General features: G+C 71.1%; 11 protein-coding genes and 1 pseudogene. 6 read left to right on the top strand and 6 right to left on the bottom strand.

Annotated elements, in window-relative coordinates:
• A partial coding sequence (locus EFK10_RS04500; protein WP_240676984.1) for a beta-ketoacyl synthase N-terminal-like domain-containing protein occupies nucleotides 1-2,755 on the bottom strand: 2,755 nt, incomplete at its 3' end.
• A gap of 687 nt (nucleotides 2,756-3,442) precedes the next feature.
• On the opposite strand from EFK10_RS04500, the gene dhaK reads away from it, so the two are divergent.
• From dhaK to EFK10_RS04520, 4 genes are all read left to right on the top strand, one after another.
• Nucleotides 3,443-4,435 (top strand): dihydroxyacetone kinase subunit DhaK, encoded by a 993-nt coding sequence (dhaK, locus tag EFK10_RS04505; protein ID WP_127354473.1) that lies wholly within the window; start codon nucleotides 3,443-3,445, stop codon nucleotides 4,433-4,435.
• A 66-nt stretch (nucleotides 4,436-4,501) separates the two neighbouring features.
• A complete protein-coding gene (gene dhaL, locus EFK10_RS04510; protein ID WP_127354482.1) occupies nucleotides 4,502-5,152 on the top strand; it encodes a dihydroxyacetone kinase subunit DhaL in 651 nt (216 codons plus the stop codon).
• The gene (locus EFK10_RS04515; RefSeq protein WP_127354474.1) at nucleotides 5,149-5,547 is read left to right on the top strand and encodes a PTS-dependent dihydroxyacetone kinase phosphotransferase subunit DhaM; all 399 of its coding nucleotides are present in this window, start codon (nucleotides 5,149-5,151) and stop codon (nucleotides 5,545-5,547) included. The genes dhaL and EFK10_RS04515 overlap by 4 nt, the downstream gene beginning before the upstream one ends.
• A 43-nt stretch (nucleotides 5,548-5,590) precedes the next feature.
• On the top strand, nucleotides 5,591-5,902 hold the full coding sequence (locus EFK10_RS04520) for a YkvA family protein (protein WP_127354475.1): 312 nt from the start codon (nucleotides 5,591-5,593) through the stop codon (nucleotides 5,900-5,902).
• Between the two features lie 18 nt (nucleotides 5,903-5,920).
• Here EFK10_RS04520 and EFK10_RS04525 read toward each other — a convergent pair whose 3' ends face one another.
• Complete coding sequence (locus EFK10_RS04525) at nucleotides 5,921-7,066, bottom strand: methyltransferase (protein ID WP_127354476.1); 1,146 nt, start codon at nucleotides 7,064-7,066, stop codon at nucleotides 5,921-5,923.
• 54 nt (nucleotides 7,067-7,120) lie between these two features.
• Between EFK10_RS04525 and EFK10_RS04530 the strand changes: the two genes are divergently transcribed.
• Nucleotides 7,121-7,888, top strand: a complete 768-nt coding sequence (locus EFK10_RS04530; RefSeq protein ID WP_127354477.1) for a YqjF family protein — start codon at nucleotides 7,121-7,123, stop codon at nucleotides 7,886-7,888.
• A 31-nt stretch (nucleotides 7,889-7,919) separates the two neighbouring features.
• Here EFK10_RS04530 and paaK read toward each other — a convergent pair whose 3' ends face one another.
• The 3 genes from paaK to EFK10_RS04545 all read right to left on the bottom strand — a co-directional run bounded on the left by paaK (nucleotide 7,920) and on the right by EFK10_RS04545 (nucleotide 11,211).
• Complete coding sequence (gene paaK / locus EFK10_RS04535) at nucleotides 7,920-9,260, bottom strand: phenylacetate--CoA ligase PaaK (protein WP_127354478.1); 1,341 nt, start codon at nucleotides 9,258-9,260, stop codon at nucleotides 7,920-7,922.
• A complete protein-coding gene (paaI, locus tag EFK10_RS04540) occupies nucleotides 9,257-9,688 on the bottom strand; it encodes a hydroxyphenylacetyl-CoA thioesterase PaaI (protein WP_164835820.1) in 432 nt (143 codons plus the stop codon). Before paaI ends, paaK begins: the two co-directional genes overlap by 4 nt.
• A 449-nt stretch (nucleotides 9,689-10,137) precedes the next feature.
• Nucleotides 10,138-11,211: a chitinase gene (locus tag EFK10_RS04545; RefSeq protein ID WP_127354480.1), complete on the bottom strand. Its 1,074-nt coding sequence runs from the start codon at nucleotides 11,209-11,211 to the stop codon at nucleotides 10,138-10,140.
• Between the two features lie 287 nt (nucleotides 11,212-11,498).
• Between EFK10_RS04545 and EFK10_RS04550 the strand changes: the two genes are divergently transcribed.
• Nucleotides 11,499-12,908 (top strand): MFS transporter, encoded by a 1,410-nt coding sequence (locus EFK10_RS04550; RefSeq protein WP_127354481.1) that lies wholly within the window; start codon nucleotides 11,499-11,501, stop codon nucleotides 12,906-12,908.
• Here the strand turns inward: EFK10_RS04550 and EFK10_RS04555 are convergent.
• A pseudogene (locus tag EFK10_RS04555) lies at nucleotides 12,814-13,225 on the bottom strand (PucR family transcriptional regulator); the annotation flags it as partial. The gene EFK10_RS04550 and the pseudogene EFK10_RS04555 overlap by 95 nt on opposite strands.

Genomic DNA, 13,225 nt, shown 5'->3' on the forward strand with positions numbered 1-13,225 from the left:
GGGCCGTCGGCCTCGGGGGTGCGGCCGAGCAGTTCGATGCGGCAGCGGGAGGCCGAGGCGAGCGCGCCGGCGAACCGCGCGGTGATGCCCCGCGCCCCGCCGACCAGGACGACCACGGAGTCCCGGTCGAGGCCGATGGCGGCGGCCTCCGCCGCACCGTCGCCCGCCGGCCCCGCGCCGGAAGCGGGCAGCCGTCGTCGCCGAGGACCAGGTGGAAGTTGGTGCCGCCGAAGCCGAAGGCGCTGAGGCCTGCGATCCGTTCGGCGGGGGGTGCCGCCCAGGGCCGGGCCTCGGAGTGGAAGACGAAGGGGCTGCTGTCCGCCTTCCAGGCGGAGTTCGGCTGCTTGAGGTGGAGGGTCGGCGGCTTGACCCCGGTGTACAGCGCCAGCACGGTCTTGACCAGGCCGGCCAGGCCCGCCGCGCACTTGGTGTGCCCGATCTGGGACTTGACGGAGCCGAGCGCGCAGCCGCCGGGTTCGGCGCCGGCGGCGGTGAACGTCTCGCTGAGGATGGTCAGTTCGGTCCGGTCGCCGACGACCGTACCCGTGCCGTGCGCCTCGACCAGGCCGACGTCGGCGGGCGAGACGCGGGCGTTGCGGTAGGCGCGCTCCAGAGCGGCCCGCTGGCCCTCGGGGCGCGGGGCGGTGAGGCCGAGGGACCGCCCGTCGCTGGAGCTGCCGACACCCTTGATGACGCCGTAGACACGGTCGCCGTCCCGTTCGGCGTCGGCCAGCCGCTTGAGTACCACGCAGGCAACGCCCTCACCGAGCGCGATGCCGTCCGCCGACCCGTCGAAAGCGCGCGACCGGCCCGTCGGGGACAGGGCGTGCACCGAGGAGAAGAGTACGTAGTCGTTGATGCCGTTGTGCAGGTCGGCGCCGCCGCACAGGACGAGGTCGCTGGTCCCGGTCGCCAGCTCCTTGCAGGCCACGTCGACAGCGGCCAGCGACGACGCGCAGGCTGCGTCCACGGTGTAGTTGGCGCCGCCGAGGTCGAGCCGGTTGGCGATCCGGCCCGAGATGACGTTGGAGAGCATGCCGGGGAAGGAGTCCTCGGTGAGCTCGGGCAGTTGCTCCGCCAGGCCCTCCGGTACGGTCCCGAAGTAGGACGGCAGCACGGCGCGCAGCGTCTGGGCGTTGGACAGGTCGCTGCCCGCCTCGGCGCCGAAGACGACGGACGTACGGGAGCGGTCGAAGCTCTTCCCGCCCCTGCCGCCACCGCCCTGGCCACCGTAACCGGCGTCCTCCAGGGCGCGGCGGGCGGCTTCCAGGGCGAGCAGCTGCACCGGTTCGATGCTGCCGAGCGAGGCGGGCGGGATGCCGTAACTCAGCGGGTCGAAGGGGATCTCGGGCAGGAATCCGCCCCATTTGGAGACCGTGGCGCTGTTCGCCGCGTCCGGGCTGTAGTGGACGGCGGGATCCCATCGCGCGACGGGGACCTCCGTGACGGCGTCGACGCCGCCCAGCACATTGGCCCAGAAGGAGGCGAGGTCGGGCGCCTGCGGGAACATGCAGGCCATGCCGACCACCGCCACGTCCAGTGGCTCGGGGGCCGGGGGCTCGGCGGACCGTGCGGCCTGGCCTGCTCCCAGCCGCTCGCGGAGCTCGGCCGAGCGGGTGGCGAGGAAGTCCGCGGCGGCGGGGGCGACGGAGTGGTGCAGGGCGCCGATGGTGGTGGTGGCCGAGCGCAGCACCACTACCTCACCAGCCATGAACATGCCAACTTCTAACTGCCGTTCTTCCCCCACCGGCTGCAGTTCGCCACCGGCCACGCGCTCGACGCCCTTGCTGGCGATCCGCAGCCGGCCGACGTTGAGCCGCTCCAGTTCCTCCCAGAGCTGCCGGTCCGGCACGCCCTCGGCCCGGAGTCGTTCCTTGGTGGCGCGATAGCTTTCGGTGAAGGGGCTGGGCACGCACCGGGTGGCGTGACCGGGGGCGGTCTCCAGCAGCGCGGTGCGCCCCGCGGCCAGTACCTGCCGCTGGAAGAGCCGCTGCACGGCGCCGCGTTCCACCGCCTCCTCCGTGAAGAGGTACGCGGTGCCCATCAGGACGCCGACGGCGCAGCCGCGCCGGGTCAGCGGTGCGGCGAGCGCGGCGACCATCGCGGCGGAACGTTCGTCATGGACGCCGCCGGCGAAGAAGATCTCGACCCGGCCCGCCGTGTCGTCGTCCTTGCCGCCCTCCGCGCTATCCAAGAAGTCCTCGATGACCGCGAGTTGGGCCTCCCAGAGCGGGAAACTGCCGCGCGGGCCGACATGGCCGCCGCACTCGGAGCCCTCGAAGACGAAGCGCCGGGCTCCGGCCTGAAGGAACTGGCGGAGCAGCCCCGGCGAGGGGACATGCAGGAAAGTGCTGATCCCGTCCCGCTCCAGCGCCTCGGCCTGCGACGGCCGTCCGCCCGCGATGATCGCGTGCGTGGGACGGAGCTCCCGTACGGCTTCGAGCTGGTCGTTTCTGATCTCCTCAGGCGCGAACCCGAGCACCCCGACACCCCACGGCCGCCCGGCCAGCGCGGTCCCGGTCTCCTCGAGCACGGCCCGCGCCTGTTCCCGCCCGGCCAGCGCCAGGGCGATGAACGGCAGCGCGCCCTCCTCGGCGAACCCCGCCTGGTCACTGACCCTGGTCATCGGCCCCTGCGCGACCGGCAGCCGGGTGCCCAGGGCGCGGCTCAGCGCCGACCCGGGCAGCAGCGCCGAGGCGGCGGAGTCGTCCCGGACCGCCTCCCGCACCGCGTCGATCTCCGAGCCCTCCGGCACGGCTTACCGCTGAGGCGAGCCGGGCGTCCGGTTCATTGAAGGGGCTGATGCCGATGACCAATTCGCGTAAGTCCGCAGCGGACGTCATGTACTCTCCGAGAGAATCAATGGCGCAGAAGGCAGAAATTCGGGCACGCCACACCGATGTAACGCTCCGGATTCCCGATCGAACCGATTTCCGAAAGAGCGGCGTTCATGAAAGTAGCGACGCCGTTACCCACCGGTCAACCAGGCCCCGCGGCACCGAACACAGGGCGGACTCAGGAAGGGCCGTATCGCCCGGTCCGGGCAGCGGTTCGGGAGGCCTGAAAACAACCAACGATACTGATCACAGCGCACAGCGACGACGAAACAGACCGCACCTTGGTCGATCGCCCGCAGAGTTCATCCGGCGATCACGGTCGCGACACGCGCAAGCCCGTCGTCAGAGCGCATGTTAAATGTTCATGTCTCCTGCAAGTTATTGCGGGACAGAAGCGGCGGGCGCCCGGAATGGTGATTATTCCCCTATCCAGGATGTCATCGCAGATATCTCCCTGATCCACTTCTCCGGGCCCGACCGACGCCCGAGGCCGCCACCGCTAACAGCCGGAGCGCCCCGCGCGGGTCGTCCATGAGCCTCCGGCGGCATACGCTCAGCTATGACAGGTAACGGGACGGCAGCCGCCAGCTCCGACGGAGGTCCTCATGAAGATGTTGATCAATGTGCCGGAAACCGTGGTCGCCGACGCTCTGCGGGGTATGGCGGTGGCCCACCCGGAGCTGACGGTGGACGTCGAGCACCGGGTGATCGTACGGAGGGACGCGCCGGTTCCGGGGAAGGTCGGGCTGGTGTCGGGCGGCGGGTCGGGGCATGAGCCGTTGCACGGCGGTTTCGTCGGGCAGGGGATGCTCGACGCGGCGTGCCCGGGCGAGGTTTTCACTTCCCCTGTGCCGGATCAGATGGTGCGGGCGGCGGCGGCCGTGGACAGCGGCGCGGGGGTGCTGTTCATCGTGAAGAACTACACGGGCGACGTCCTCAACTTCGACATGGCCGCCGAGCTGGCCGAGGACGAGGGCATCCAGGTCGCGAAGGTCCTGGTCAACGACGACGTCGCGGTGACCGACAGCCTCTACACGGCCGGCCGGCGCGGCACCGGGGGCACGCTGTTCGTCGAGAAGATCGCTGGGGCCGCCGCCGAGGAGGGCGCGCCGCTGGAGCAGGTGCAGTCGATCGCGCGGCAGGTCAACCAGTCGTCGCGCAGCTTCGGCGTGGCACTGAGCGCCGTCAGTACGCCGGCCAAGGGCAGCCCGACCTTCGATCTGCCGGCCGGGGAGCTGGAACTGGGGATCGGCATCCACGGCGAGCCGGGGCGGGAGCGGCGCCCCATGATGACGGCCGGCGAGATCGCCGAGGTCACGGTCGACGCCGTCCTGGAGGATCTGCGGCCGCAGCGTCCCGTACTGGCCCTTGTCAACGGCATGGGGGCGACCCCGCTGCTGGAGCTGTACGGCTTCGCAGCCGAGGCGCACCGGGTGCTCGCGCAGCGGAATGTCGCCGTGGCCCGGACGCTGGTCGGCAACTACGTCACTTCGCTCGACATGGCCGGGGCGTCGGTGACGCTGTGCCAGGTCGACGAGGAACTGCTGCGGCTGTGGGACGCACCGGTCGCCACGGCCGGACTGCGCTGGGGCGCCTGACCCGGACTGACCGGAGCGTAACTGGAGAGGTAACAGTCCATGAGCGAAGAACCATCACCCGGACCCGTGGTCGACGCGGCCTTCTTCCGCCGCTGGCTCGTCGCCGCCGCGGCCGTGATCGACCGCGAGGCGGACCAGCTGACCGAACTCGACTCCCCGATCGGCGACGCCGACCACGGCGCCAACATGCGCCGTGGCTTCACCGCCGCCCGCGGCGCCATCGAGAAGGAACCGCCGGAAACCCCCGGCGACGTGCTCGCCCAGACCGGGCGGCACCTCATCAGCACCGTCGGCGGCGCTTCCGGGCCGCTGTACGGGACGCTGCTGCGCAAGGCCGGCAAGGCGCTCGGCGACTCCGCCCAGGTCACCCCCGAACAGTTGCGGGACGCCCTGAAGGCGGGCGTCGACGGGGTCGCGCAGCTGGGTGGCGCAGCGCCGGGCGACAAGACGATGCTGGACGCGCTCGTGCCGGCCGTGGAGGCGCTGTCCTTCGCCCTGGACAAGGGCGCAGGGCTCATCGACGCGCTGGCCGCCGCCCGGATCGCCGCGCAGGAGGGCGCGCTGGCGACCGTACCGCTCCAGGCGCGCAAGGGCCGGGCCAGCTATCTGGGCGAGCGCAGCATCGGGCACCAGGATCCGGGGGCGACCTCGTCCGCGCTGCTGCTCGGCGTGCTGGCCGACACGGCGGAGCAGTCCGCGGCGGGAGGCACCGGATGACGGTCGGAGTGGTGCTGGTGTCGCACAGCGCGGCCGTCGCAGAGGCGGTCGCCCAACTCGCGGCCGGGCTCACCGGCGGCGGCGACGTCGCCCCGGTCGCGGCGGCCGGAGGCACACCGGACGGCGGCCTCGGCACGGATGCCGAGGCGATCGTCAAGGCCGCCCGCTCCGTGAACCGGGGCGACGGGGTGGCCGTACTGGCCGACCTCGGCAGCTCGGTGCTGACGGTCAAGGCCCTGCTGTCCGACGAGGACGAACTGCCGCCGGGTACCCGGCTGCTCGACGCCCCCTTCGTGGAGGGCGCGGTGGCCGCCCTGGTCACTGCCTCGGCCGGAGCCGGGATCGACGCGGTGGTCGCGGCCGCCGAAGAGGCGTACTCCTACCGCAAGGTGTGATCGGGAGTCCGGAATCAAGAATCTGGGATCGGGGTTCGGGGACATGGGCGGGAACACCAAGGTCTGGCTGCTCGTCGCGTTCGTCGCGGTGGTGGCCGCCGTCATGGTCGTGGTTGCCGTGCGGCTGTGCGTACAGCTGGTCCGCACCCGCCGTTTACTGACCGATGCCGGCGTCCCGGCGCAGGGCAAGCTGGCCTTCTGGGCGGCCATCGTCTATCTGGTGTGCCCGGTCGACCTGCTGCCGGACCCGATCCTGATCGACGACATCGCCTTCCTGCTGCTGGCCCTGCGCTCCCTCGACAAGGCCGCCGCCCGCGCGGGCATCCGTACCCTCACGGAGCGCGAGTCCGGCTAGGTCCGTAGGCGCCGCCTGTCAGGCCTTGACGGCGCGCAGGACAACGAACTTCTGGTCGCTCGCGACGACCTCGCAGCCGCCGAAGAGCCGGCGTAGCTTCAGGTGGTAGCCGAGGTGGCGGTTGCCGATGACCCACAGCTCGCCGCTGGGGCGCAGGGCGTCACGCGCTCCGGTGAACATGCGCCAGGCAGTCGCGTCGGTGGTGGCCTGGTGGGTGTGGAAGGGCGGGTTGTTCAGCACCAGGTCCACAGTCCCGGCCGGGACGCCGGACAGGCCGTCGCCGACCAGGAACTCGGCCTTGGCGCCGGCTCCGGCGTTCGTACGGAAGGTGGCCTCCGCGGATGCCACGGCCTGGTACGACTCGTCGACGAAGGTCACCTCCGCCTCCGGGTTGGCCAGCGCGGCGGCCGTGCCGACCACGCCGTTGCCGCAGCCCAGGTCGACGACGCGGTCCGGGCCGTGGCGGCGCGGCAGGTGGCGCAGGAAGAAGCGGGTGCCGATGTCGAGGCGTTCGGCGCAGAAAATGCCGGCGTGGTTGGTGACGGTCCGGCCGGAGACCGGGCCGATGCCGTCGGGCAGCGCGTAACTGAGCGGCCACGGGCTGCCGGTCCGGCCAAGCCGGGGGTCGGGCGTGCAGAAGATGAGCCGCGCCTTCTTCTCCGCCAGCGAGGTCCGGGTCGGGCCGAGGATCCGCTCGAACAGTTTCAGCGTCGAGGTGTGGATCTCCTTGACCATGCCCGCGCCGACCACGACGGTGCCCGGGTGGACGCCGGGCGCGAGCCGGTGCAACTGGTCCTCAAGCAGGGCGAGGCTCTTCGGTACACGGACCAGCAGCACGTCGATCCGGCCGGGCGGTGTGTCCCTGGCCGACAACAGCCCTACAGCCTCCGGATCGGCCCCGCTGCGCCGCAGATTGGCCCGGGTCGCCTGCTGGGTGAGGTACGAGTCGGTGATCTGTACGGGACGGTGCTCCGCCAGCGCGGTGGCCAGCGCGCCCCAGCGGTCGCCCACCACGACCACGGTGCCGGACAGGTCGACGGGTTCGGACTCCAGGTGCCGCAGCAGGTACTCGTCGGCGGCGTCCCAGGCGCGCAGCCTGTCACGGGGGTCCTCGGGAAATCGGGTGAGCTCGAACGCACCCAGTGACGTCGTCAAACGGTTCATTGTGCGTTCAGGCTAGCCGAGCCCGCGACACCGCCGGTCTGGGATGCTGGCTCAGTGACCCTCACGCCGCCCGCCCCGGAGCCGATAACGGCCGACCCGCCCGGTCGTACGGCGAATCCGCTGCTCACCCAGTGGTGGCTCGACCTGGCCTTCCTGCACTGGGCCGTTGACCCGGCGGACGTGGCGCCGTTGCTGCCGGCCGGGGCCGTCCCCGACACCCTTGACGGAGTCACGTACGTCGGGCTGGTCGCCTTCCGCATGCACCGCGTGGGCTGGTTCCGCCTCCCCGGGGTCCCCTACCTGGGCACCTTCCCCGAGACCAACGTCCGCCTCTACTCGGTGGACGCCCAAGGACGGCGTGGCGTCGTCTTCCGTTCCCTCGACGCCTCCCGGCTGATCCCGGTGGCGGTCGCCCGCGCCGCCTTCCGGCTGCCCTACGCGTGGTCCCGGATGACCGTCCGGAACGACGGCGACGACACCATCACGTACACCAGCACGCGACGCGGGCCCGGACCGCGCGGAGCGTACAGCCGGATCACCGTACGGGTGGGCGAGCGCGTCAGCGATCCGACCGAGCTGGAACACTTTTTGACCGCCCGCTGGGGCATGCACAACACCTTCTTCGGCCGGCCGATGTACCTGCCGAACACCCACCCGCGCTGGCCCCTTCACCGGGCTGCTCTGGTCGAGTGCGACGAGAACCTCGTGGCGGCAGCCGGCCTGCCCGCGCCGGTCGGCGAGCCCGTGAGTGTGCTGTACTCCCCCGGCGTCCCCGTACGCTTCGGGCGGCCCGCCCGGCCCGGTGGCATCCCCACTCCCTGACCGACCCGGTGGCGAAATCCCGTGCTCACTGCTACCGCAGATCCTCGATTCGTCGGATCTTGCCGACCGAGCGCTCCAGGGTTTCCGGATCGAGGATCGCCACCTCGACGGTGACGCCCACCCCGTCCTTGACGCCCTGGGCGATGGCCGCGGCGGCCGCTTCGCGCTGTTCGGGGCCGATGCCGGGACGGGCTTCGGCGCGGACGGTCATGAGGTCCAGGCGGCCGCGCCGGGTGAGCCGGACCTGGAAGTGCGGGGCGACGCCGGGCGTGCGCAGCACGATCTCCTCGATCTGGCTCGGGAAGACGTTCACCCCGCGCAGGATGATCATGTCGTCGCAGCGGCCGGTGATCTTCTCCATGCGGCGGAAGGCCGGGCGGGCGGTGCCGGGCAGCAGCCGGGTCAGGTCCCGGGTGCGGTAGCGAATGACCGGCAGAGCCTCCTTGGTGAGGGAGGTGAAGACCAGTTCGCCGCTCTCCCCCTCGGGCAGGATGTCATCCGTGATCGGGTCGACGACCTCGGGATAGAAGTGGTCCTCCCAGACATGCAGGCCGTCCTTGGTCTCCACGCACTCCTGCGCCACGCCGGGGCCGATCACCTCCGACAGGCCGTAGATGTCGACGGCGTGGATGTCCATCCGCTCCTCGATCTCGCGGCGCATCTCCTCCGTCCACGGCTCGGCGCCGAAGATGCCCACCCGGAGCGAGCTGGTACGCGGATCGATGCCCTGCCGCTCGAACTCGTCGAGCAGCGTGAGCATGTAGGACGGGGTGACCATGATGATCTCGGGCCTGAAGTCCTGGATGATCCGCACCTGACGGGCAGTCATGCCACCCGATGCCGGAATCACCGTGCATCCCGCGCGCTCGGCCCCGTAGTGCGCGCCCAGGCCTCCGGTGAACAGGCCGTATCCGTACGAGACGTGCACCTTGTGGCCGGGCCTGCCACCGGCGGCGCGGATGGAGCGGGCGACGACGTCCGCCCACATCGACAGGTCGTTCTCGGTGTAGCCGACCACCGTCGGGCGGCCGGTCGTCCCGCTGGAGGCGTGCACCCGGCGGACCTGGTCCATGGGGACGGCGAACATCCCAAAGGGGTACGTGTCGCGCAGATCCGCCTTCGTGGTGAAGGGGAAGCGGGCCAGGTCCTCCAGGGAGCGGCAGTCCTCGGGCGCGACCCCGGCCTCGTCGAACTTCTTGCGGTACAGCTCGACGTTGTCGTACGCATGCCGCAAGGAGGCGCGGAGCGACCTGAGCTGATGCTCCATCAGCTCCGCGCGCGTCATCCGCTCCGCGGCGTCCAGCAGCCTGGCGGGGAGCGGCTCCCCCAGGCGGGGTCCGGCGGCCGCGGGGGCCATCCCTTCGCTGCTCATCGCGGCTCCTTCGTCCTCGCCGTCCGGATGCTGCGGCTGCGCCCGCGGAACTCCGCGATCACCGCGTCGCCGCTCCGAATGCTCACGTCGTAGATGCCGCTGCGGCCGAACCGGGTGCGCTCCGCCGCGGTCGCCACGAGGACGTCGCCTCCGTACGCCGGAGCGACGAAGTCGATGTCGGCCCCGGCGGCGACGGTCACCGGCCCGTGACTGTTGCAGGCGCAGGCGAAGGCCGTGTCGGCGAACAGAAACAGATAGCCGCCGTGGGCGGTCCCATGCCCGTTGACCATCGCGGGCGTCACGGTCATCCGCAGCACGGCGGTCCCCTCGCCATGCTCCAGCAACTCGATGCCGAGCCCTCGGGAGGCCTGATCCGCGGCGAACATCGCCGCCGTGGGATCAGAAGCCGTGCCGGTGGCCTGCGTCACGATTTCCACCACCCTGTGTACCGACCGAACATTCGGTTAGCGTGTGATACGGCCCAGTAATCCAGCCATCGCGCCACCTGTCAAGAGGTTGCACGCAGGCCGGGAGACCCTCGAACGACACCCGCCCCGCCCCCATCGGGACGGGGGCGGGGCGGGCGGGGCGACGGCGGGACGATCAGGCCTGGCCGGTCTCGATGCGGCTGATACGGCCCCGGCGACCTCGAAATACCAGCGGGTGTTCATGTCGCCCCAGGTCCCGTTGTCGCGCGAGCAGGCCCAGGAAGGCGGGGTCGCCGTCGTTGACGGCATCCACCAGAGCGCGGACGAGGGGGTTACTGGGGCGGTCATCGGTGTCTCCTCAATGCACCGGCACCTGCCGCAGCTGCGGAGTCACTGTCTGCATCAAGGGAACGAGAGGCCACCGCGCCCCGCAACCGGCCGGACAGGTCCTAGTCGCGGCGCCCGCGGCCGAACGGCGCGAAGGTGTGGCTGAAGTACCAGGTGTCCTGCGCGACGCCCGAGCAGGCGCCGGCGCCCTTGGTGCCGACGCAGCTGCCGTTGTCGCGCTGGAGGGCCCAGAAGGACAGGGTGTCGATCCCGCTCGAGGCGGCCCACTTCTCCACTGTGACGGCGTCCTGGGTGGTGAAGGTCTCCTCCGGGCCGAAGTCGTCGATGCCGGGCATCTCGGTGACGCCGATCCTGCCCCACAGCCGCTCGGAGCTCTGCGACGGGTAGAGCGCGGCCAGTTGATCGTGCAGCCCGGTGGCGGCGGTCTTGGTGTCGGCCGCCATGTCGTGAGTGGCGCCGTCCCAGTAGTCGAAGGTCATGATGTTGACGACGTCCACCTGGGCGCCGTTGTCGACGGCGTTCTGCAGCAGGGCCACGCCGCTGGGGGCGAGGCCGGTCGTGGTGGTCGGCAGGGTGTACGAGAACTGGACGTTGCGGCCGGTGTGGTGGGCCCAGCGCTGCACCTGCGCGATCGCCTTGTTGCGGCGGTCGATGCCGGCGGTGTTGTTGATGGAGTCGGCCTCGATGTCGAGGTCGATCCGGGCCACGCCATAGGTCGTGACCAGGCTTTCGTACACCTTCGCGATGGCGTCGACGCTCGTGCAGCTGTCGGCGATCTCGGTGCCGGTGGTGTCCGCGCTGTAGCCGCCGAACGACGGTATGACGTTGCCGCCGCGGGCCTGGATGGTCGCTATGTCGTCGCCGAACGCGCCCTGGGAGATCGGCTGCGTGGCGTCGCCGTTCCAGTAGGCGGTGCAGGATCCCGCCGCCGCCGTCTGGAGAAAGGCCATCGTGAGGTACTTGTTGCCGGACTGCGCGGCGAGCGCCGCCGGGCTCTCGCCGGTCCACGCCTCGAAGTACGGCGCCACGACATGCTCCGGCATGGGTCTCACGGGGTACGCGTGCGCCGGCGTCGCGGCGTGCGCCCCGGCTCCGGCGAGCATGACCAGCCCGGCGGATACGGCGGTGGCGACCGCGGCGGCCAGCGTCGCGCGAAGGGTTACGGATCGTCTCATCAAGGCTCCCACAGGGAAAAGCGCAGGCAAGGACAGGAAACTCAGGGCTCGCCGGATGGCGGTCAGCGAGACCCCCATGATTGGACTAGACCAATAGACTGTCAAGAGTCCTTACCGATAGATCCGTTGCAATTGCGCACTCCTGCGTCCATCACCGCCGCACCTGGGGTCGGCGAGGACAAACCAGCCCCGAAATATGGCGGTTCACCACATGGGTCGGCGATCGGGACCTTCCTACGGTGTGGCAGCACCCACAAGGAATCCGCCCCCGCCCGGAAGTGACCGCCATGACAGCATCGACCGTTACTCCCCCAACCCCCGCCTCGCTGCGGCGCATTGTCGCCGCGAGCCTGATCGGTACCACCGTGGAGTGGTACGACTTCTTCCTCTACGGGTCCGCCGCCGCCCTCGTCTTCAACAAGCTGTTCTTCCCGGACTCGGACCCGCTGGTGGGAACGCTGCTGTCCTTCCTGACCTACGCGGTCGGTTTCGCCGCCCGGCCCGTCGGGGCACTGGTCTTCGGGCACTTCGGCGACCGGCTCGGCCGCAAGAGGCTGCTCGTGCTGAGCCTGCTGCTGATGGGCGGCGCGACCTTCTGCATCGGCCTGCTGCCCACCCATGCCACGGTGGGCGCCGCCGCGCCGGTGCTGCTCACAACGCTGCGGCTCGTCCAGGGCTTCGCCCTCGGCGGCGAGTGGGGCGGCGCGGTGCTGCTGGTGTCCGAGCACGGGGACGCGCGGCGGCGCGGCTTCTGGGCGTCGTGGCCGCAGACGGGGGCGCCGGCCGGGCAGTTGCTGGCGACGGGAGTGCTGTCGGCGCTGACGGCCCTGCTGTCGGACGCGCAGTTCACGGCGTGGGGGTGGCGGATTCCATTCCTGCTGTCGGGGGTTCTGGTGGTGGTCGGGCTGTGGATCCGGCTGTCGGTCGACGAGTCGCCGGTGTTCAAGGCGGCGCTGGCCAAGGCCGAGGAGCGCAAGGCCGCGACGGACACCGTCGAGCGGCTGCCGCTGCTGGCCGTGCTGCGCGACCACTGGCGGGACGTACTGGTCGCCATGGGAGCCCGGATGGCCGAGAACATCAGCTACTACGTCATCACGGCCTTCGTGCTCGTGTACGCGACCGAGCACGCGGCCCTGGGCAAGCAGACCGCGCTGAACGCGGTGCTGATCGCCTCGGCCGTGCACTTCGCGGTGATCCCCGCCTGGGGTGCGCTGTCGGACCGTATCGGCCGCAAGCCGGTCTATCTGATCGGCGCGGCGGGCGTCGGGCTGTGGGTCTTCCCGTTCTTCGCGATCATCGACACGAAGAGCTTCGGGGCCCTGGTGCTGGCCGTGACGGTCGGCCTGGTCTTCCACGGGGCGATGTACGCGCCCCAGGCGGCCTTCTTCTCGGAGATGTTCGCGACCCGGATGCGCTACTCCGGTGCCTCTATCGGCGCGCAGTTCGCCTCGGTGGCCGCCGGTGCCCCGGCCCCGCTGATCGCGACGGCACTACTGGCCGGCTACGGCAGCTCGGTGCCGGTCTCGCTGTACGTTCTCGGGTCGGTGGTCATCACGCTGGTCGCGGTGTCCCTGGCGAAGGAGACCCGGGGCCGCGATCTGGCCGAGGTGACGACGACAGCCGCCACAGGCGCAGCGCGAGCTGGAGCTCCAGGGCACGGCCGGGCGTCTGCCAGTCAGGGCCCAGCAGGCGGGTGACGCGGTCGAGCCGTTGCGCGACGGTGTTGACGTGGACGTGCAGCGCGTCCTTCGTACGGGCTGGGCTCATGCCGCTCTCGAAGTACGCGTCCAGCGTGTGCAGCAGCTCGGTCCCGCGCCGTTCGTCGTAGTCGGCGACGGGCCCGAGCGTGCTCCGTACGAAGCCGTCGACATCCCGCGCGTCGGCGAGGAGCAGGCCGAGGAAACCGAAGTCCTCGGCCGCCGCGCCCTCGCCGGCCCGGCCGAGGACCCGCAGGGCGTCGGCGCAGCGCAGGGCCTCGGCGTAGGCGGCGGCGACGTCGGCGGGCCGGGCGGCC

It is taken from the genome of Streptomyces soli, from assembly GCF_003999195.1.
Taxonomy (GTDB): Bacteria; Actinomycetota; Actinomycetes; order Streptomycetales; family Streptomycetaceae; genus Actinacidiphila; species Actinacidiphila soli.

Excerpts from the sequence above, each read along its gene's own strand:
- dhaK (WP_127354473.1), top strand. The coding sequence starts at position 3,443 with ATGAAGATGTTGATCAATGTGCCGGAAACCGTGGTCGCCGACGCTCTG.
- EFK10_RS04515 (WP_127354474.1), top strand. The coding sequence starts at position 5,149 with ATGACGGTCGGAGTGGTGCTGGTGTCGCACAGCGCGGCCGTCGCAGAG.
- EFK10_RS04520 (WP_127354475.1), top strand. The coding sequence starts at position 5,591 with ATGGGCGGGAACACCAAGGTCTGGCTGCTCGTCGCGTTCGTCGCGGTG.
- EFK10_RS04525 (WP_127354476.1), bottom strand. The coding sequence starts at position 7,066 with ATGAACCGTTTGACGACGTCACTGGGTGCGTTCGAGCTCACCCGATTT.
- paaK (WP_127354478.1), bottom strand. The coding sequence starts at position 9,260 with ATGAGCAGCGAAGGGATGGCCCCCGCGGCCGCCGGACCCCGCCTGGGG.
- EFK10_RS04545 (WP_127354480.1), bottom strand. The coding sequence starts at position 11,211 with ATGAGACGATCCGTAACCCTTCGCGCGACGCTGGCCGCCGCGGTCGCC.
- EFK10_RS04550 (WP_127354481.1), top strand. The coding sequence starts at position 11,499 with ATGACAGCATCGACCGTTACTCCCCCAACCCCCGCCTCGCTGCGGCGC.